The following is an 18022-nucleotide window of genomic DNA, read 5'->3' as shown; positions in this document are numbered from 1 at the left end:
CCTTCCCAATGTGGGAGGGCCCGCCCTTTCGCGTTCATGCCCCCGGGCCAGTCACCGGCCGCCCATAGCGCCAGGTGCCCACTGGGCCGCGCCGCGGCAGCTCTTCCAGCCCGGCCTCGCTGAGCTCAGCGCGCACCCGGCGTGAGAGGTCGGGTAGCGCGGCGCGTTTCCCGGCGAGCGGCTTCGCAATGCCGACAAGGAGCGACCGGTCCCCTCGCCGCGAGCGCACCTCTATCCGCGCGGCCTCCCCGCGCGGGCACCAGGTGAACGCCTCGATGTCACGAAAAACGTAGGTAAAGGTGTCGCCCCCGACCCTGATCCTCATCCGCCCCTTCGTAAACACGACGCTGTAGGCGCGAGAACGGCCGCGGAAGGTTGCGCGCGCGAGCAGAAACACGGGCAACACGAGGCCAAGCCCGAACGCGAGAAGCAGCACTCGGGGCGACCACCTACTGACGACGGGTTCCGCGGCGACGAAGACGCAGATCGCGGCCCCGAACACCGCGACAGCGCACGCGGCTACGGCCCACAGGTATGCGCGCCTCGTCATCTCGACAGCGGTGAACTCCGCAGTGGCGCCGTCCGTGGTTCCCACCCAAACTGGCGCCGGGAGCTGCAGGCTACGCCCGCCGGGCCCGCCGGGGAGCGCCGCGGTCGCCCGCGCAAGCAGCGTGAGCCAGACGACACCGGAGAGCGTCAGCGTCGGCACCCAGAGCGCCCACACGAACGATACGGCAGGCTCGGGCAGCGCCTGGCGAAGCCAGCCCATCACGTCGCCGAGGCGCGGAACGAACAGCGCGCCGAACACGGCGAGCGCCGCCGCGACGCCGACGTGCGCCCACAGCCCCGCGCGCCGCGATGGGATGCGCGCGAGCTGCCGCATCACGATGAGGCCCGCGAAGAACCCCGCGACGAGCAGGCACACGAACGGAAAGAAGCCTGCCGCGTCGCCCGCGAGCACCCACGGCAGCGCCGCCCCGAAGCACGCGAGCGCCCAGAACTCTGAGCGGCCAAGCAGCCGTTTCACTCGCGCGCCTCGGGTGCCTCGCGCGCCTCGGGCTCCCGCGGCGGGTACACCCAGGTCACCATCACGACCGAGATGATCATGAGCAGGAACCAGGCGATGAGCTTCTGCGGCGAGACGAGCTCCCAGCCCGCCTCCTGGTGCGGGTACAGCCAGGCGCCCGCCCACGTCGCGATGTTCTCGGCGAACCAGATAAACGTCGCGACGCCAAAGAAGACGAGAAGCAGCGGGGCGCGCAACGTCACGCGGTACACGCGGAAGTGCATCGTCGTGCGCCACCACACCACGAGCACCGCGGCGAGCAGCACCCACCGCAGGTCGACGATGAAGTGGTGCGAGAAGAAGTTCACGTAGATGAGCGCGGCGATCACCGTCGTCACGAGCCGCGACGGGTAGCGCGCGAACCGAAGATCATGCAGCCGGTACACGCGCACCATGTACGAGCCGACCGCGGCGTACATGAACCCGCTGAAGAGCGGCACGGCGCCGATGCGCAGGATCCCATCGCCCTCATACGCCCACGAGCCGACGTCGGTCTTGAAGAGCTCCATCACCGTGCCGGTGACGTGGAAGAGCAGGATCACCCACAATTCCCGGCCCGTTTCGAGCTTGAAGACGAGCAGCAGAATTTGGATCACGACCGCCGCGATCGTCAGCGCATCATTCCTCGCCAAGATCGCGTCGTCGGGGTACCAGAGCCGCGCGGCGACGAGCACGACGAGCAGCAGCGCGCCGAAGATGCACGCCCACGCCTGCTTGAGTAGGAAGACCGAGCACTCGACGAGCACGGCCCTGACGCCGCGCGCCGGCGCGCCCACGAGCACCCGGTTGGCGGCACGATCGATCGCGCGTTCAAGCCGGGTGAGCTCGTGCGGGGGCAGGCCGCTCGCGTCAGTCACGCGCCACGCACCTCAGCGTCGCAGTGAGTGAACCGGCAAAGCGAGGCGCGCCTGAAAGGTCTGGTATCGACCCCGCTTCAGCCCCGGCGAGCTGTACCCGGGCAACGTCGTTGGTTTCAGCTGTCACGGTGAATTCGGTCGCTCCGTCAGGGAGCGCTGTCGCTCGAACGTCGGCATCGTCAGAGGCAAAGACGAGCACTGAATCGTCATCGAAGATCGCCACCTCAATGCTGCCTGGGTCACCAGCGCTGACGGCCACCTGGGTGAAAGGCTCTTTCGAGAACTCGAACCCGACGCCGCCCGAGGCCTCCCCTGGGTAACATCCGAGGTCGTTAGGTGAGACGGCGACGCGCTGCGCGTCGCCGTCAACCTCAAATTCGATTGCGACCGTGTTCGGGTTCGCGCTCCCGCTCGCCCCGCAGCCCCCGAGCAGGGGCATGCCGAGCGCGGCAACCAGCAGCAGCGGGAGCCGAGCCCGGCTCCCGCGAGCCAGCATCGTTAGCGTCGCTCACGCCGTTCGCGGATGCGCATGTTCAGCACGATCGGGGTGCCCTCGAAGCCGTAGGTCTCGCGGAGGCGGCGCTGGATGAAGCGGCGGTAGCCCGGGTCAAGGAAGCCCGAGACGAACAGCACGAACGTCGGCGGGCGGTTCTGCACCTGCGTGCCGAACAGCACGCGGGGCTGCTTGCCACCGCGCAGCGGGTGCGGGTGCTCCTGCACGAGCTCGGCGAGGAACGCGTTGAACTTCGCCGTCGGGATACGGGTATCCCACGACTCGAGCGCCTGCTCAAGAGCGGGCACGAGCTTCTCGAGGTGACGGCCGGTGCGCGCCGAGATGTTCACGCGGGGCGCCCAGTCGACGTGCGCGAGATCTTGCTCGATCTCACGCTCGAGGTACTTGCGACGCTCATCGTCAAGCATGTCCCACTTGTTGAACGCGAGCACGAGCGCGCGGCCCGACTCGAGCACAAGGTCGATGATGCGCAGATCCTGGTCCGAGATCTCCTGCGTCACGTCGATGAGCACGACGGCGACCTCGGCCTTTTCGAGCGCCGCGGAGGTGCGCAGGGTCGCGTAGAAGTCGGCGCCCTTCTGCAGGTGCACGCGGCGGCGGATGCCGGCGGTGTCCACGAAGGTCCACACGCGGCCCGCGATCTCGACCTGCTCGTCGACAGGGTCGCGGGTGGTGCCGGCGAGCTCGTTCACGACGACGCGTTCCTCGCCGGCGGCCTTGTTCAAGAGGCTCGACTTGCCAACGTTCGGGCGGCCGAGCAGCGCGACGCGGCGGGGGCCGGCGAGCTTCGGCTGCGCGACAGCGGACACCTCGGGCAACACCTTCATGACGTCGTCGAGCAGGTCGGCGACGCCGCGGCCGTGCGCGGCCGAGACGGGGCGGGGCTCGCCGAGGCCGAGCGACCACAGCTCGGACACTTCGCCGTCGCGGATCGAGTCGTCGGCCTTGTTCGCGACGAGGAAGACGGGCTTCTTCGCGCGACGCAGCAGCTGCACGACGCGCTCGTCGGTCGCGGTCGCGCCAACGCGCGAGTCGACGACGAAGAGCACAACGTCGCAGAGTTCGATAGCGACCTCGGCCTGCAGCGCGACCGACTGGTCGATGCCGCGAGCGTCGGGCTCCCAGCCGCCGGTGTCGACGAGCGAGAAGCGGCGGTCGTTCCAGAGGCCCTGGTAGGTCACGCGGTCACGGGTGACGCCGGGGATATCTTCGACGACGGCCTCGCGGCGGCCGAGGATGCGGTTCACGAGCGAGGACTTGCCGACGTTCGGGCGGCCGACGATCGCGATGACGGGGAATGCCTCGAGGCTCGGCTCAGCGAACCCGACGTACTCGCCGTCGGCGGTGAGGATGTCGCGGTCGTCTTCCTCGAGCTCGAACGAGTCGAGCGACGAGCGCATCGCGCGGAGGCGCTCCTCGTCGGTGACGTTACCGTCGAACTCTTCGCCGTCGAGGTCTGCGTCATCGAGGTCTACGTCGCTGCCGCCCGAGATAATCTCGCTCGGGTCGACCTGCGACAGGTCAAATTCTTGTTCTTCGCTCATCATCGTTCCTTCTCGTTCGATGGGCGGGCCCCGCGGGCCTCCTCAACGGTGTCGATCACAGCTTGGATCGACTGCCCAAAGTTCATGTCGCTCGTGTCAATGAGCGTGACCCCGGGGGCGGGGTTCAGAAAATCTACGACCGCGGCATCCTTCGCATCGCGGGCCGTAATGTCAGCGAGCACCTGCTCGTGGGTCGCGCCGGGCAACTCGCCCTGGCGCCTGGTCGCGCGCACCTCGGGTGACGCGGTCATCAGGATGCGCACGGGCGCGTCCGGCGCCACGACGGTCGTGATGTCGCGCCCCTCGATGACGACGCCGGGCAGCCCAGACGTCGCAACGATCTCGCGGAACATCGCGTTCAGCCGTTCACGCACCTGCGGGTGCTTTGAGACGCGGCTCACCTGGCCCGAGATCTCGGGCTCACGAATCTCGCTCGTCACGTCGAAGGTGTCGTACCCTTCGCCGTCGGCGAGCACGATGCCGATGAGCTGCTCCCCCTGCAGGGTGGTCCGGTACGACCACGCGTCCATGAGTGCGAGCACTGCTGCCTCGTCCTCAAGATCGGTCTCGGTGTGGAGCGAGAGCCACGCGAGCGCGCGGTACGCGGCGCCCGTGTCGAGGATGCCGAAGCCCATCTGCTCAGCGGCGGCCCGGGACACGCTCGATTTGCCGCTCCCAGCGGGGCCGTCGATCGCGACGAGAATGGGCTCGGTTGCGAGAGGTGTTGCCCCCATTACAGTGTTCTCCATCCGCGCTCGGTGAGGTCAGCGACCGCCCGTTCGGCGGCTTCTGGCAGCACGGCGATCTCCGCAAAGCCAATCTGCGCGCCAGGCGAGTGCTCAAGGCGCAAGTCTTCCATGTTAATACCGAGTTCTCCGAGTTCGGTGAGCAGGCGGCCGAGCTCGCCCGGCGTATCGTCGATGAGCACCGTGATCGTGATGAATCGCTCGGAGGATCCGTGCTTGCCGGGGATGCGCCCGACGCCGCGGCCGCCGGCCGCGAGCAGGTCGGCGACGCGGCGCTTCGCGCCCGGCGCGTCGGCGTCGCGGAGCGCGGCGGTGAACGCGGCGACATCGGCCGAGAACTGCTCGAGCAGCGCGACGACCGGCTCGCGGTTCGCCCCCAGGATCTGCACCCACAGTTCAGGATCGCTGGCCGCGATCCTCGTCGTGTCCCTGAGGCCAGCGCCCGCGAGTGCGATCGCCTGCTCCTCCGCCGAGACGAGGCGCGCTGCGAGCAGGCTCGACACGACCTGCGGCAGGTGCGAGACGAGGCCGACCGACCGGTCGTGCTCCTCCGGCGTCATCTCGGTAAGCACGCCGCCGAGATCGAGCGCGATCGCCTCAACGAGTGACAGCGCTTCTGCGGGGGTGTCGCGGTCGCGGCAGATCACCCACGGCCGCGCGGTGAAGAGGTCGGCGCGCGCCATGATCGCGCCGCCGCGCTCGCGGCCCGCCATCGGGTGCGAGCCGACGTAGTTCTTCAGCGGGGCGCCGCGGCGCACGAGTTCGAGGTAGGGGGCGAGCTTCACACTTGCGACGTCGGTGACGACCGCGTCAGGGAACTCGGCGAGCGCCCGCTCCACGGCATCGGCGACAACGTCGGGCGGGGTCGCGACCACCACGACGGATGGTTCGGGGTCGCCGGCCTCCCGGATCCTGCCCGCTCCGTAATCTGCGGCGAGCGCGACAGCGGTCGGCGAAAGATCCTCGAGCGTGACGTCGACGCCGCGCTCGCGCAGCCCGAGGCCGACGCTCGCGCCGAGCAGCCCAGCGCCGACGATGTGCACGGTGCCGCGGACGCGGGATTCAAGTTCATTCATCGCGGGTGGGGTCTCCGTTCGTGGCGCTGCGGGCGCTCGCCAGCGCCAGGAGATGAAACTCCCTCGATTTTAGCGGTTCTTCGCGGGAAACCCCGCACCGGAATCCTCGGGCGGGTGCCGCGCTACTCCGCTGCTCCACTACTCCGCGAGCATCCCCGTGACGCGGTAGGGAATGACCTGCCTGAGGAAGAGGCTCGTCGATGTGCGGGTGATGCCGGGGCAGAGCCTGATCTCTTCGCTCACCCGGTACAGATCTTCGGGGTCGCGCGCAACGACGCGCAGCAGCAGGTCGGTGTCGCCTGCGGGCGCGAAGCACTCGAGCACCTCGGGGATACTCGCGAGGGCCCGGATCGCCTCCGTAATGAGGTGCTGGTCGAGCTCGACCTGCACCATCGCGGCGACCGGTCGCCCGAACGCCGCAGGCTTCACGCGGGCGCTGTGCGGCCGGAACACGTCAGCCGCCTGCATCTTGTCGATGCGGGCCTGCACGGTGCCGCGGGCGAGGCCGAGTTTGTGGGCGATCATCGCGACGGGCATGCGTGCGTCGACGTCGAGCTGTTCGAGGATTCGACGATCCGTCGCATCGAGGGCATACACTTCGCTCACTTCGCGCTCCATTCTTCGGTCACCGCTATACAAATTGCGTACTGAAAGCTTAGCCGGTTGCGCGAATCTTGCACCCCTCGATTGAATACTTCTCGGGAGGCGGCACCATCCGCCTCCGACACTTGCGGGCTTCCCCACCAGGCGGCTCCGCACCGCAGCCGACCACCACCCCAGGCCGCTGCACACCGCACCTGATTGAGCGCAACTCCCTGCCATAGTGCACCCGCGACCCCGTGGGTACGCCGCGTCGTCGCGGCGTAGGGGCGCGCCAATCGGGGCTGCATTTCGCACGGCGTCGCACCGGTTTGCGCGCCCCCGCTGGCGTGGGGTTGAATACTCCTCGGGGTTCGGCCAACCAGCCGCTCCCCGCACCGCTGCACGCCACACCCGGCACCCGCAGCACGGCACGCAACCACCACCCCGGTTGCCAGTACGAAAGCACCACGTTGAGCACCACCCATGCCCTCGCGCACCCGAGCAGCGCGCCCGTTTCTCTCCGGCGCCCACGGCTTCGCGCGACCCTCACGATCGTCAGCCTCTTCGGGCTTCTCACCGCCGCGAACCTCCCGACTGCGCTGTACCCGCTCATTGGTGGCAAGCTCGACATCGACGCGTTCGGCGTCACCATCGCGTTCTCAAGCTATGTGCTCAGCCTGCTCGTCGGCCTCGTGCTGTTCCGCCCCATCAGCGCCCGCGCGAACCGGCGAACCGTCATCATCGCAGCGCTCCTCGCAACCTCAGCCGCGACCCTCGGGCTTGCGCTGGCGCCGACCCTCGCGTGGTTCTGCCTCGCACGCGCCGTCCAGGGCCTCGCGATCGCGGCCGCGACGGGAACGGGTTCGAGCGCTCTCCGCGTGCTGCTGCCCGGTCGGCCGACCCTCAGCGGCAGGCTCACGCTGCTCGCGACGTCTGGTGGTGTGGCGGCCGGGCCGATCCTCGGCGGCGTGCTGTCGCTCGTCGGCTCCCCCACGCGCACCCCATTCTTCGTGTGGGCGGGTCTGCTGCTCGCGCTCGTGCCGCTCATCATGCTTGCCGCTCCCCGCAACGAATGCCGCCCCGCAGGCATGGCGGCGGGCGCCACCCCGGCACCCAGAACCATGACGACTGACACGGGCACGGTTATCGCCGTTGCGAGCGCCGCGCCGGCAATCCGCACCGCCGCCATCGTCGGCTTCGTGAGCTTCGCGTTTCTCGGGTTCTGCCTGTCGCTCGCGCCCGAGCACTTCGCCGACCTCTTCAACGCGACCTCGCGGCCGATGCTCGGGCTGCTCGCCTCGCTCGTACTGCTGGCGTCGTCTGGGGCGCAGCTCTTCGCGGTGCGCGGAAGGTGGGCCGCGCCGATCGGGCTGACCGCGTTCGCCGCTGGAACCCTGCTGCTCGGCGTGGCCACGGCTGCGGCTAGCCCGTCGCTGACTGTCGCCGCGTGCCTCATCGCTGGGGCGGGGCAGGGCATCGCGTTCCAGCAGGTGTTTGGGGCGGCGGTTGCGTCCGTGCCCGTCGAGCGCCACGCGGCAACCGTGAACACGATCTACGCGGTCACCTACCTCGGCAGCACGCTGCCCGTGCTCGGGCTTGGCGTCGCAGCCTCGGCGTTCGGGCTCACCCCGGCGGTCCTGGCGTTCACGGGTGCGATCGCGCTGGCGTGCGCGGGGCTCGCGGTGGCGGCGTTCCGCGGAGCACGCCAGGGGTAGCCGCCCGCGTGGCCGCCGGCCGCTGCCGAGCTACACCCGTCCCCGCCTGCTCCGCTCGGCCCGCGTGGCCGCAGCCTCCTGCACCAGCCCACTCCGCCCAAGCCGCCCAAGCCGCCCAAGCCGCCCAAGCCGCCCAAGCCGCCGGCCAATGTACCCAGTTTGACCCGATTCACCCGGAAAATACGTGAAAAATCCGGGTGATTCGGTGCGAAGCGGGTGTTTTGGCCGATCGATCCCGGGCCGCGGCGGCCGCCCTACGGGCCGGTGATCGCCGCGAGTGCCCGGCGCTCGTCGTCCGAGAGCATTGAGCTGAAGCGGTCGGCGATGGCCCCACGCGCGATGCGCCCAGCCTCGGCCGAGTCGCGCCGCTCAATCGCCTCGAACAGCCCGGAGTCGATGCGCGCCGAGTCGAGCCGCACCGCGCTCTAGCCCGAGCCGCGTTCGAGGTCGCGCTGCACGAGCGCCCGGAGCGCGCCCGAGACCGCCTGCCCGCTGAGCTGCAGCACCTGGTTGCCACTCGCCTCCCACACGGTGCGGTGGAACGCGAGGTCAGCGTCGGCGAACTCGGCGTCACTCGGCTGTGCCCCGCCTGTTCCGCTGCCGCCCTCAGCGACCTCGCGCATGCGGGTCACTGCCTCACGCATCCGCTCGAGCTGTTCGTCGGTGTGCAGCACGGCCGCGAGTTCGGAGGCGGAGCCGTCGAGCACGATACGAAACTGCACGAGCTCCGCGAGCCCAAGCGACGCCGTACCGAGCATCGCTCGGAAGGAGCGCTCCAGCGTCTCGGGTGAGGGCGCGAGCACGACCGGGCCGCCACGCGTACCCGGTTTCGGCTCGATGAGCCCCATGCTCTGCAGCACGCGGAGCGCCTCGCGCACCGTCGGCCGGCTCACGCCGAACTGCACCATCAGGTCGCGCTCGCTCGAGAGCTGCGTGCCGACCGGAATCTCGCCGGAGAGGATCGCCGACTCCACCTGCTCGACGATGCGCTGGTAGGTCAACACCGGCACCGCCGGGGTGAAGCTGTGGGTGGGTGTCAACGGTGACTCTCCATCTGTGGAACGTGGCGGTCGCGCGCCGGGGAGTGACCCGCGCGGGGCGGGAGAGGTTACACGATCGGTATCGGGAAACTCTCTCAGATAGTAGCGCCCCACAAGTGGTCTTACCATGTATCCTAGTTTGAATCCTCGCGGCGCGAGGCGCGCGTCAGAGCCGACTCGCCCCAAGAGGTGACACCCCACCAGATCGCGTCAACATGGGCCGCACACCCCGCGACCCGCCCCGAAACACCAACCGAAAACCCCCGTTCAACTCCGCAGAACCCCAACTCACCATCGCCGGCGACGTAGCCGGCCCAAGTTGTGACAGGAAGCACTATGCGTCGTAAGACAACTCTCTCCATCGCCGCGGCGATCATCACGGCGGGCGCGCTCGCCCTCACCGGCTGCTCGGCAGGCTCGGGCGGCAGCACCGGCGGCGACTCCGGCTCCACCGAGACCACCGCAACGATCGCCCTCACCGGCGCCCCCGTGAACCTCGACTTCACGACGACCGCGGGCTCCGCTATCCCGCAGGCGCTCATGACGAACGTCTACGAGGGCCTCGTCGAGGTGAACCAGGACGGCGAGATCGTGCCGCTCCTCGCCAAGGAGTGGAAGCTCTCAGACGACCGCAAGACCTACACCTTCACGTTGCAGGACGGCGCGACGTTCTCGAACGGCGACGCGTTCACCGCGAACGACGTGAAGTTCAGCTTCGAGCGCGTGAAGACCGACTGGACCACCACGCTCAAGGCGAAGATGGACGTCGTCGAGAGCGTCGAGGTCGTCTCAGACACCGAGGTCGCCGTGCACCTCTCGCGCCCGTCGAACGCCTGGCTGTTCGACATCGCCACCCCCGTCGGCGCGATCTTCACCGAGAACGGCGTCGCGGACCTCGCGAACGCCCCCGTCGGCACAGGCCCGTACACGGTCGAGTCGTGGAAGCAGAACGAGTCGATCGAGCTCGCCACCCGCGACGACTACTGGGGCGACAAGCCCGGTGTCGAGGGCGTCACGCTGAAGTACTTCGCTGACGCGACAGCGACGACGAACGCGCTCCGCACGGGCGACGTCGACGCGATCGTGAACCTCCAGGCCCCCGAGCTTGTGAGCACCTTCGAGACCGACGACGCGTTCACCGTGACGAGCGGCACCTCCTCGGGCGAGATCTCGCTGTCGTTCAACAACCGCACCGAGCCGTTCAATGACGTTCGCGTCCGCCAGGCCGTGCTCTACGCGCTCGACCGCCAGGCGATCATCGACACCGCGTGGAACGGCTACGGCTCGCTCGACGCGACCTTCGTCACCCCGAAGGAGCCCTACTACGTCGACCTCAACGACCAGTACGCCTACGACCCCGAGAAGGCGAAGGCGCTGCTCAAGGAGGCCGGCAAGGAGAACCTGAAGGTCACCTACAAGGTGCCGACCCGCCCCTACGCGCAGGCCGTGTCCGAGATCGTCGTCTCGCAGCTCAAGGACGTCGGCATCGACGTCACCATCGAGTCCTCCGAGTTCCCGGCAGTCTGGCTCGACGACGTCTTCACGAACCACAACTTCGAGATGACCACCGTGCTCGCGGTCGAAGCGCGCGACGTGCTCACCGTCTTCAACAACCCCGACTACTACATCGGGTACGACAACTCGAAGATCGCTCCGCTCGTCACTGCTGCCGATGAGGCCGACGAGGCCGGCTACATCTCGGGTATGCAGGACGTGCAGCGCCAGATCGTCGACGACGCCGCGAGCGGCGTGCTGTTCCTCTTCCCGAACATCGTCATCACGAAGGCGGGCCTCGACGGCGTTCCCGAGAACGCGATCGTCGAGTCGCTCGATCTCACCGGGCTCTCCTGGAAGTAGCCTGACGCGGTGTTGTGGGTGCGCTGAGGCGCGCCCACAACACCGGTTCGCTCCACGCTCTCAACCCCTAGGACCACGGCATGGCCATTCGGATTCTCATCAATCTCGCGCGCTTCGCGGCGACGTTCCTCGTCGCGACAGTCGTCGTGTTCCTGTTCATGCGGCTCATCCCCGGCGACCCCGCGCAGGTTGCCCTCGGCACGAACGCGAGCCCCGAGCTCGTCGCGCAGCTGCAGCACGAGTTCGGCACCGACCGGCCGCTCTTCGTCCAGTACTTCGACTGGGTCGGGGGCCTCCTCACCGGCGACTTCGGCACCTCCTACATCACCAGGCAAGACATCAGCCCGCTCGTGTTCGACAGGCTGCAGGTGAGCCTCATCCTCGTCGTCACGGCGATGATCGTCGCGCTCGCGATCGCGATCCCGCTCGGCACGATCGCCGCGGTCAAGCACCGCAACGCCTCCGGGATCCTCATCGGGGCCGGCAGCCAGCTCGGCGTCGCGATCCCCGGCTTCCTCGCGGGCATCCTGCTCGTGCTTGTCTTCGCGGTCGGCCTTGGCTGGCTCCCCGCTGGCGGCTGGACGCCGCCCGGCGAAAACTTCGGCGACTTCGTGCGCCGCCTCATTCTTCCCGTGCTCGCGCTCGCGTCGGTGCAGGGCGCGATCCTCACCCGCTACGTGCGCTCGGCCGTGCTCGAGATCATGAGCGAAGATTACCTGCGCACCGCCCGCTCGAAGGGCCTGAGCCCGACGGGTGCGCTACTCAAGCACGGCATGCGCAACGCCGCGATCCCGGTCATCACCGTCACCGGGGTGCAGCTCGCGGCGCTCATCATCGGCGCCGTCGTCATCGAGCGCGTGTTCGTCATCCCGGGCCTAGGGTCGATGCTGCTCGACGCGGTCGGGAACCGTGATTTGCTCACCGTGCAGTCGGTCGTGATGGTGCTCGTCGCGATCACTCTGATCCTCAACCTGCTCATCGACGTGCTCTACACGATCGTCGACCCGCGTATGCGAAAGGGGGCCTAGCCGTGAGCCAGACCTCGAAGTCCTCGCAGGGCCCGCGCACGAGCGCGATCTCGGCGCCACGCGCGCCGCGGAAGCGCCGCGGCCTCTCCCCCACGCTCATCGTTGGCATGGTGCTCGTCGGCATCGTCGTCGTCACCGCGATCGTGTCGTTCTTCTGGACCCCGTTCGACCCCGTGCAGGTGAACGCGCCAGACCGGCTGCAGGGGCCGAGCGCTGAGCACTGGTTCGGCACCGACAAGTACGGCCGCGACCTGTTCTCGGGCATGCTCGTGGGCGCGCGCATCACCCTGTTCGTCGGCCTCGTCTCGGTCGGCATCGCGCTGCTCATCGGCACGCCGCTTGGCATCTGGGCTGGCATCCGCGGCGGCTGGGTTGAGGAGGTCATCATGCGCTCCTCAGACATCGTGCTCGCGTTCCCCGCGCTGCTGCTCGCGATCATGTCGGCGGCGGTGTTCGGCGCCTCGACGCTCACGGCGATGGTCGCGATCGGCGTCTCGACGATCCCCGGGTTCGCGCGCGTCGCGCGCTCGGGCACCCTGCAGGTGATGAGCACCGAGTATGTGCTCGCGGCGCGGGCGGCGAGCCAGTCGCGGTTCAGGATCGCCGTGCGCCACGTCCTCCCCAACATCATCGGCATCGTGGTCGTGCAGTGCTCGGTCGCGTTCGCGCTCGCCGTGCTCGCCGAAGCCGCGCTGAGCTTCCTCGGGCTCGGCACCCCGCCGCCCACCCCGTCGTGGGGCCGCATGCTGCAGGAGTCGCAGCAGTTCCTCGGCACCCACCCGCTGCTCGCGATCTTCCCCGGCGCAGCGATCGCGCTTGCGGTGATGGGCTTCAACCTCCTCGGCGACGGTCTCCGTGACCGCTTCGACCCCAAGCTGAACGGGAGCCGCAGCTGATGGCAACGAACCTGACAACGGGAACCGACACGCTGCTCGCGGTCGACCACCTGAACGTACGCACCGCGCACCGCACGCTCGTGCACGACTTCTCGCTGCACATGCGGCAGGGCGAGCGGATCGGCCTCATCGGCGAATCCGGCTCGGGCAAGTCGATGACCACGACCGCACTCCTCGGGCTGCTGCCGAACGGCGTGACGGCCGACGGCTCGGTGACGCTGCGCGGCGCCGCTCAGCAGGACGGCCGCGACGGCAACCTACTGGAGGCGTCTGAGCGCGAGCTCATGAAGATCCGCGGCCGCGACATGGCAATGGTGTTCCAGGAGCCACTCACGGCGCTCAACCCGCTCATGCGCGCCGGCGACCAGGTCGCCGAGATCATGACGCAGCACGGGCTCGTGAAAGGCAAGGCCGAGGCGAAACAGCGCGCGATCGAGATGCTCGACGCGGTGAAGCTCCCTGATCCCGCGCAGGCGGCCCGCGCCTACCCGCACCAGCTGTCGGGCGGGCAGCGCCAGCGCGTGATGCTCGCGATGGCGCTTGCGAACGACCCGGCGCTGTTGCTCTGCGACGAGCCGACGACGGCGCTCGATGTGACCGTGCAGCGGCAGGTGCTCGACCTCATTCTTGAGCTCGTGAAGCAACGCGGCACCGGGCTCCTCTTCATCACGCACGACCTCGCCGTCGTCGCGAACATGTGCACGCGCGTGCTCGTGATGAACGACGGCAGGATCGTCGAGGAGGGCCCGACCGACGAGATCTTCACGCGCCCCCAGCACCCGTACACGCGAGGCCTGCTCGCAGCCTCCGACCTCGAGGCGACTGACGCCGACGGGCGCCTGTTCACCGTTGCGAGCGCGCGCGACTACGTGCCGCCGACCGTGGATCCCGCGGCCGACCGCGAGGTTGAGGAGCACGCGGCGCTGCCCACAAACACAGCGGCCGAGCGCGAGCACGTCGCCCAGCGCGCGGCTGCGGATCCCGGCGCGGAGCCCGTCATGCGAGTCACCGACCTCGTGCGCACCTACACGCGCGGCAAGACGAGCCTGTTCAAGCCCGCGGCGGAGGTGCACGCGCTCAAGGGGATCTCATTCGAGGTGCCGCGCGGCGGCCGCCTCGGCGTCGTCGGCGAATCGGGATCGGGGAAGTCGACGCTGCTCCGCATCCTCGCGGGCCTCGACCAGCCGACCTCCGGCTCGGCCGTAGTCGTCGGCAACGAGGTCGCGGGCGCGAAGGAAGCGCAGCTTCGGGAGCTTCGCCAGCAGCTGCAGATCGTGTTCCAAGATCCGATGGGCTCGCTCGACCCGCGCATGAGCGTCGAGCAGATCATCTCGGAGCCCCTGCTCGTCCGCGGCAGGAACGAGACCGCGGCCGACCGCTCGCGCATGGTCGCTGAGATGCTCGAGGCCGTGGGCCTTCCCGCGTCGGCCGCCGAGCGCTACCCGCACGAGTTCTCGGGCGGCCAAAGGCAGCGCATCTCGATCGCGCGCGCCCTCGTCTGCCGGCCCGCGGTCGTCGTCGCCGACGAGCCCGTGAGCGCCCTCGACGTGTCGGTGCGTGCGCAGGTGCTCAACCTGCTCGCAGACCTCGTCGACGAGTACGGGCTCACCCTCGTGTTCGTCTCGCACGACCTGAACGTGGTCCGGCACCTCTGCGACTCGGTCATCGTCATGCAGTCCGGCGAGATCGTCGAGGCAGGCGAGACCGAGACGGTCTACCGCGACCCCCAGCACCCGTACACGAAGCGGCTCATCGACTCGTCGCTCACGCTCAGGCAGGAGCTGCTCTCGGGGAGCGCGTAGCCGCCCTCCCCGACGTTCTGTTTCAGCCGCTTTCCTGATTCACCTGTTCCACCCGTTTCACCCCGCGCGAAAGGCACCGATGTCTCACTCCACAACCGAATACGCCTTCCTCGACGCGGGAACGCTCTCCAAGCGCTACGCCGCGGGAACGCTCACGCCGACCGAGGTCGCGGAACACGTGCTCGCCCGCGTCGCCGAGCGCGAGCCCGAGCTGAACGCGCTCTACCTGCACGAGCCCGACGAGGTGCGCGCCGACGCGGCCGAGTCGACCGCCCGCTGGGCCGCGGGTGAGCAGCTCAGCCCCTTCGACGGCGTGCCGGGCACGGTGAAGGAGAACGTCGCGCGCGCTGGCCGCCCGAAGCCGTCTGGCACCGCACTCCCGAACCCGCCGATCGCGGCCGCGAACGCGCCCACGACCGACAGGCTGCTCGAGGCCGGCGTCGTCATCGTCGGCTCCACGACGATGCCCGACTGGGGCATGCTCTCCTCCGGCGTCTCCAGCCTGCACGGCATCACGCGCGGCGGGCTCAACCCGGCCCACACCTCGGGCGGTTCAAGCGCCGGTGCGGGTGCGGCGGCCGCTGCGGGCTACGGCCCGCTCCACATCGGCACCGACATCGGCGGCTCGATCCGCCTGCCGGGCACCTGGCAGGGGCTCACCGCGCTGAAGCCGAGCGAGGGGCTCATCCCCCTCGACGTGCCGTACACGGGCCGCGCGGCTGGCCCCCCTCACGCGCACCGCAGCCGACTCGATCCGGCTCATGTCGATCGTCGCGAAGCCCGACGTGCGCGACTACCTCACCCGCGAGTACCGCGAGATGGACTGGTCGCTCACGCCGCTCGCGCCCGCGGGCCTCCGGGTCGCTGTTCAGCTCGATGCGGGCTCGGGCCTCGACGTCGAGCCCGAAACGCTCGCGATCATCGAGCGGGCGGCGTCGCTCTTCGCAGACGCGGGCGCGACCGTCGAACCGCTCGCCCCGTTCGTCGGCGCTGAGGTGCTCGACGGGCTCGTGAACTTCTGGCGGTCACGTTCGTACGCCGACCTCGAGCTTCTGAGCGAGGCCGAGCGCGCGGCCGTGCTGCCGTTCATCGTCGACTGGTGCTCGGCGGGCAAGGACTTCACGGCGGCGGAGACGGTGCGAAATCGCAACTGCTCGGACGAGATGGCGAGGCTCACGCGCCTCGCGACCGCACCCTACGACCTCGTGCTTTCGCCGGTGACCCCGGTCGCCGCGTTCCCCGCTGAGGATCCCATGCCCATCACCGACCCGCTCGCCACGATGGGCCACATCTCGTTTACCGTGCCGTACAACATGTCGGGCCAGCCCGCCGTGTCGATCGGCGCCGGCATCCAGGCTGACGGCCGCACGGTCGGCCTGCAGATCGCCGGCCCCATCGGCTCAGACGACCGCCTCATGCGGGTCGCCCACTGGTTCGAAACTGTGCGCGGTGCGGGCGCCGAGGTCGACTGGAACGCGATTCCATAGCGGACGCCGCGCCATGCGCGCTGTGAGGGGCCACGGTTGGTAGGCACACCGGCCGAGGCCCCTCGCTGCTCCCCTCGCAGCACTGCGACATCTTCCGCAGCTCCAGACCCAAAATAGTGACCTTTTTGCCACATTCTCAATTTGGCACAACTGATTCCGTTGATATATTCTTGAAATACGTTGCAATCCGCAATTCAGAGGTGCGGTCACGCCAAGACCCCTCTGCAACGAATCTTTCGCTTCTGGAGTGATACCCGTGACCGGCCAAGGCCACCACGATCTGTCGATAGCGCCCGCTACCGCAACCCTGTCCATCCCCACCACCGGCACCGTTCAGGTCGCCGGGGTGCCCTCCCTTCCCGCCGCCGCGTCGCCCGACGCGGAGCCGCGCGCGGCGATGCACCCGATCTTTCGCCGCGTGATCTTTGTCGGCGGCTACGAGATCCTCAGCGTCGTCTTCACCGTATTTGTGCTCGGCGGCCTGCTTGGCCACGCCGGCGGGCAGGCGACCCTCACCGCGATCCTGCTATCGACGACGGCGACGATCTGGAACTACGTCTGGAACACGCTCTTCGAGCGCGCCGAGCGCCGCTTCGGCTGGACCGGCCGCGGGGTGCTCGTGCGCCTCGGCCACGCCTTCGGGTACGAGGGTGGCGTGCTCATCTTCACGATCCCGCTCGTCGCGTTCATGCTCAAGGTGAGCCTCGTCGAAGCGTTCATGATCGAGGCAAGCCTGCTCGTGTTCTTCCTCGTGTTCACCTACGTGTACTCGTGGGCGTTCGACAAGCTCGTCGGCCTGCCGGAGTCGGCGAAGTAGTTCGCTTCGCTCGCTCCCGCGCTTCCGCGCACGCAACGCACCCCCTTCCCTGTACCGGGAAGGGGGTGCGCTGTTGGGAGGGCCGATTCGGCGACTCCCTGGGGGAACCGGGGCCGAACTTGGGGAAAGTTGGGGAAGGCCGCCGGAGTCGGTGGGCGGGCTCGCGCGTGCGCTAGGAAGCCGGCGGGGTGAAGCGGCCGTCGATCGCGGTCCAGCCGCCGTCGACCATGAGCGTCGAGCCCGTCACGAACGATGAGGCGTCGCTCGCGAGGTACACGACGGCGCCCGCGAGCTCCTCGGGGCGCGACCAGCGGCCGAAGGCGCTCTTCTTCGCGTAGGCGTCGTACCACTCGGGGTTCGCCTTGATCTGGGCCGTCAGCGGGGTCTCGACAACGCCAGGTGCGACGACGTTCACGCGCACGCCCTGCGGACCGAACTCGGCAGCAGCGGTCTTCGCGAGCTGCACGAGGCCGGCCTTTGTCGCGGCGTAGACGCCCTGCCCGGGTTCAACGACCTGCGCGCGGATCGAGGCGAAGCCGATGATCGATCCGCCGCCGTTTGCCGCGAACCGCTTGCCGAAATGGCGGATGAGCTGGAACGACGAGCGCATGTTCAGGTTCACGACTCGGTCGAACTCGTCGAGCGTGTAGTCCTCCATGCGCTTGCGCACGTTCGTCGCAGCAGTAAACACGAGCGCGCTGGCGGTGCCGAAGCGCTCCGCCGCTGCCTCAACCTCGGCGTCGTCGAGCACGTTGAGCTGGAACGACTCGGCCGATCCGCCGGCCTCGGCGATGAGCTGCACGGTCTCGTCAGCGCCCTCAATCTTGAGGTCTGCGACGACGACGTGCGCGCCGTGCGCGGCGAGCGCCTGGGCGGACTCGCGGCCGATGCCGCTGCCGCCGCCAATCACGACGACGGTGCGCGCATCGAGGCGGAACAACTTGGAGTAGTCAACGGCGGTCATGTTTTGAGTCCTTTGAGTCTGGGAAACGTGG

17 protein-coding genes and 1 pseudogene are annotated in these 18022 nt (G+C 68.9%); 8 read left to right on the top strand and 10 right to left on the bottom strand.

Annotation, left to right across the window (positions count from 1 at the left end):
- Nucleotides 1-34: 34 nt before the first annotated feature.
- From FB468_RS13740 to FB468_RS13710, 7 genes are all read right to left on the bottom strand, one after another.
- Complete coding sequence (locus tag FB468_RS13740) at nt 35-1027, bottom strand: hypothetical protein (protein ID WP_141887844.1); 993 nt, start codon at nt 1025-1027, stop codon at nt 35-37.
- Nucleotides 1024-1923, bottom strand: coding sequence for a DUF817 domain-containing protein (locus FB468_RS13735; RefSeq protein ID WP_246055897.1), 900 nt, complete (start codon nt 1921-1923; stop codon nt 1024-1026). The genes FB468_RS13740 and FB468_RS13735 overlap by 4 nt, the downstream gene beginning before the upstream one ends.
- On the bottom strand, nt 1916-2419 hold the full coding sequence (locus tag FB468_RS13730; protein WP_141887843.1) for a hypothetical protein: 504 nt from the start codon (nt 2417-2419) through the stop codon (nt 1916-1918). The genes FB468_RS13735 and FB468_RS13730 overlap by 8 nt, the downstream gene beginning before the upstream one ends.
- A 2-nt stretch (nt 2420-2421) precedes the next feature.
- The gene (der, locus tag FB468_RS13725; RefSeq protein ID WP_246055981.1) at nt 2422-3837 is read right to left on the bottom strand and encodes a ribosome biogenesis GTPase Der; all 1416 of its coding nucleotides are present in this window, start codon (nt 3835-3837) and stop codon (nt 2422-2424) included.
- Nucleotides 3838-3980: 143 nt separating this feature from the next.
- Nucleotides 3981-4715, bottom strand: a complete 735-nt coding sequence (cmk, locus tag FB468_RS13720) for a (d)CMP kinase (protein WP_141887841.1) — start codon at nt 4713-4715, stop codon at nt 3981-3983.
- The gene (locus FB468_RS13715; protein ID WP_141887840.1) at nt 4715-5803 is read right to left on the bottom strand and encodes a prephenate dehydrogenase; all 1089 of its coding nucleotides are present in this window, start codon (nt 5801-5803) and stop codon (nt 4715-4717) included. Before FB468_RS13715 ends, cmk begins: the two co-directional genes overlap by 1 nt.
- Before the next feature lie 138 nt (nt 5804-5941).
- Nucleotides 5942-6400: an Lrp/AsnC family transcriptional regulator gene (locus FB468_RS13710; RefSeq protein ID WP_121076236.1), complete on the bottom strand. Its 459-nt coding sequence runs from the start codon at nt 6398-6400 to the stop codon at nt 5942-5944.
- Between the two features lie 455 nt (nt 6401-6855).
- On the opposite strand from FB468_RS13710, the gene FB468_RS13705 reads away from it, so the two are divergent.
- On the top strand, nt 6856-8100 hold the full coding sequence (locus tag FB468_RS13705) for an MFS transporter (RefSeq protein WP_141887839.1): 1245 nt from the start codon (nt 6856-6858) through the stop codon (nt 8098-8100).
- A 254-nt stretch (nt 8101-8354) separates the two neighbouring features.
- Here FB468_RS13705 and FB468_RS17465 read toward each other — a convergent pair whose 3' ends face one another.
- Entirely contained in the window at nt 8355-8519 is a 165-nt protein-coding gene (locus FB468_RS17465; protein WP_246055896.1) for a hypothetical protein, read from the bottom strand.
- A gap of 6 nt (nt 8520-8525) precedes the next feature.
- Complete coding sequence (locus FB468_RS13695; RefSeq protein WP_246055895.1) at nt 8526-9140, bottom strand: FadR/GntR family transcriptional regulator; 615 nt, start codon at nt 9138-9140, stop codon at nt 8526-8528.
- Between the two features lie 336 nt (nt 9141-9476).
- Between FB468_RS13695 and FB468_RS13690 the strand changes: the two genes are divergently transcribed.
- The 7 genes and pseudogenes from FB468_RS13690 to FB468_RS13665 all read left to right on the top strand — a co-directional run bounded on the left by FB468_RS13690 (nt 9477) and on the right by FB468_RS13665 (nt 17027).
- Nucleotides 9477-10997: an ABC transporter substrate-binding protein gene (locus tag FB468_RS13690; protein WP_141887838.1), complete on the top strand. Its 1521-nt coding sequence runs from the start codon at nt 9477-9479 to the stop codon at nt 10995-10997.
- An 80-nt stretch (nt 10998-11077) separates the two neighbouring features.
- The gene (locus tag FB468_RS13685; protein ID WP_141887837.1) at nt 11078-12025 is read left to right on the top strand and encodes an ABC transporter permease; all 948 of its coding nucleotides are present in this window, start codon (nt 11078-11080) and stop codon (nt 12023-12025) included.
- 2 nt (nt 12026-12027) lie between these two features.
- Nucleotides 12028-12921, top strand: coding sequence for an ABC transporter permease (locus FB468_RS13680; protein WP_425460814.1), 894 nt, complete (start codon nt 12028-12030; stop codon nt 12919-12921).
- Complete coding sequence (locus FB468_RS13675) at nt 12921-14723, top strand: ABC transporter ATP-binding protein (protein WP_141887836.1); 1803 nt, start codon at nt 12921-12923, stop codon at nt 14721-14723. The genes FB468_RS13680 and FB468_RS13675 overlap by 1 nt, the downstream gene beginning before the upstream one ends.
- Nucleotides 14724-14802: 79 nt before the next feature.
- Nucleotides 14803-15357: pseudogene (locus tag FB468_RS17620) on the top strand (amidase family protein); the annotation flags it as partial.
- Nucleotides 15358-15484: 127 nt separating this feature from the next.
- Nucleotides 15485-16210, top strand: a complete 726-nt coding sequence (locus FB468_RS17615; RefSeq protein ID WP_342777254.1) for an amidase family protein — start codon at nt 15485-15487, stop codon at nt 16208-16210.
- A 256-nt stretch (nt 16211-16466) separates the two neighbouring features.
- Nucleotides 16467-17027 carry a PACE efflux transporter gene (locus FB468_RS13665; protein WP_211359137.1) on the top strand — a complete coding sequence of 187 codons (561 nt, stop codon included), beginning with the start codon at nt 16467-16469 and terminating at the stop codon, nt 17025-17027.
- Nucleotides 17028-17199: 172 nt separating this feature from the next.
- On the opposite strand, the gene FB468_RS13660 is transcribed toward FB468_RS13665, so the two are convergent.
- Nucleotides 17200-17991: an SDR family NAD(P)-dependent oxidoreductase gene (locus FB468_RS13660; protein WP_141887835.1), complete on the bottom strand. Its 792-nt coding sequence runs from the start codon at nt 17989-17991 to the stop codon at nt 17200-17202.
- Nucleotides 17992-18022: the final 31 nt, after the last annotated feature.

This window comes from Leucobacter komagatae (genome assembly GCF_006716085.1).
GTDB classification, from domain to species: domain Bacteria; phylum Actinomycetota; class Actinomycetes; order Actinomycetales; family Microbacteriaceae; genus Leucobacter; species Leucobacter komagatae.
Note: the sequence above shows the minus strand (reverse complement) of the source record. Positions and strands in the feature narration are given on the sequence as shown.

Bases quoted from the DNA above. Each gene is read 5' to 3' on its own strand.
- FB468_RS13685 (WP_141887837.1), top strand. From the start codon at position 11,078: ATGGCCATTCGGATTCTCATCAATCTCGCGCGCTTCGCGGCGACGTTC.
- FB468_RS13660 (WP_141887835.1), bottom strand. From the start codon at position 17,991: ATGACCGCCGTTGACTACTCCAAGTTGTTCCGCCTCGATGCGCGCACC.
- FB468_RS17615 (WP_342777254.1), top strand. From the start codon at position 15,485: ATGTCGATCGTCGCGAAGCCCGACGTGCGCGACTACCTCACCCGCGAG.
- FB468_RS13690 (WP_141887838.1), top strand. From the start codon at position 9,477: ATGCGTCGTAAGACAACTCTCTCCATCGCCGCGGCGATCATCACGGCG.
- FB468_RS13675 (WP_141887836.1), top strand. From the start codon at position 12,921: ATGGCAACGAACCTGACAACGGGAACCGACACGCTGCTCGCGGTCGAC.
- der (WP_246055981.1), bottom strand. From the start codon at position 3,837: ATGCGCTCGTCGCTCGACTCGTTCGAGCTCGAGGAAGACGACCGCGAC.
- FB468_RS13730 (WP_141887843.1), bottom strand. From the start codon at position 2,419: ATGCTGGCTCGCGGGAGCCGGGCTCGGCTCCCGCTGCTGCTGGTTGCC.
- cmk (WP_141887841.1), bottom strand. From the start codon at position 4,715: ATGGGGGCAACACCTCTCGCAACCGAGCCCATTCTCGTCGCGATCGAC.
- FB468_RS13715 (WP_141887840.1), bottom strand. From the start codon at position 5,803: ATGAATGAACTTGAATCCCGCGTCCGCGGCACCGTGCACATCGTCGGC.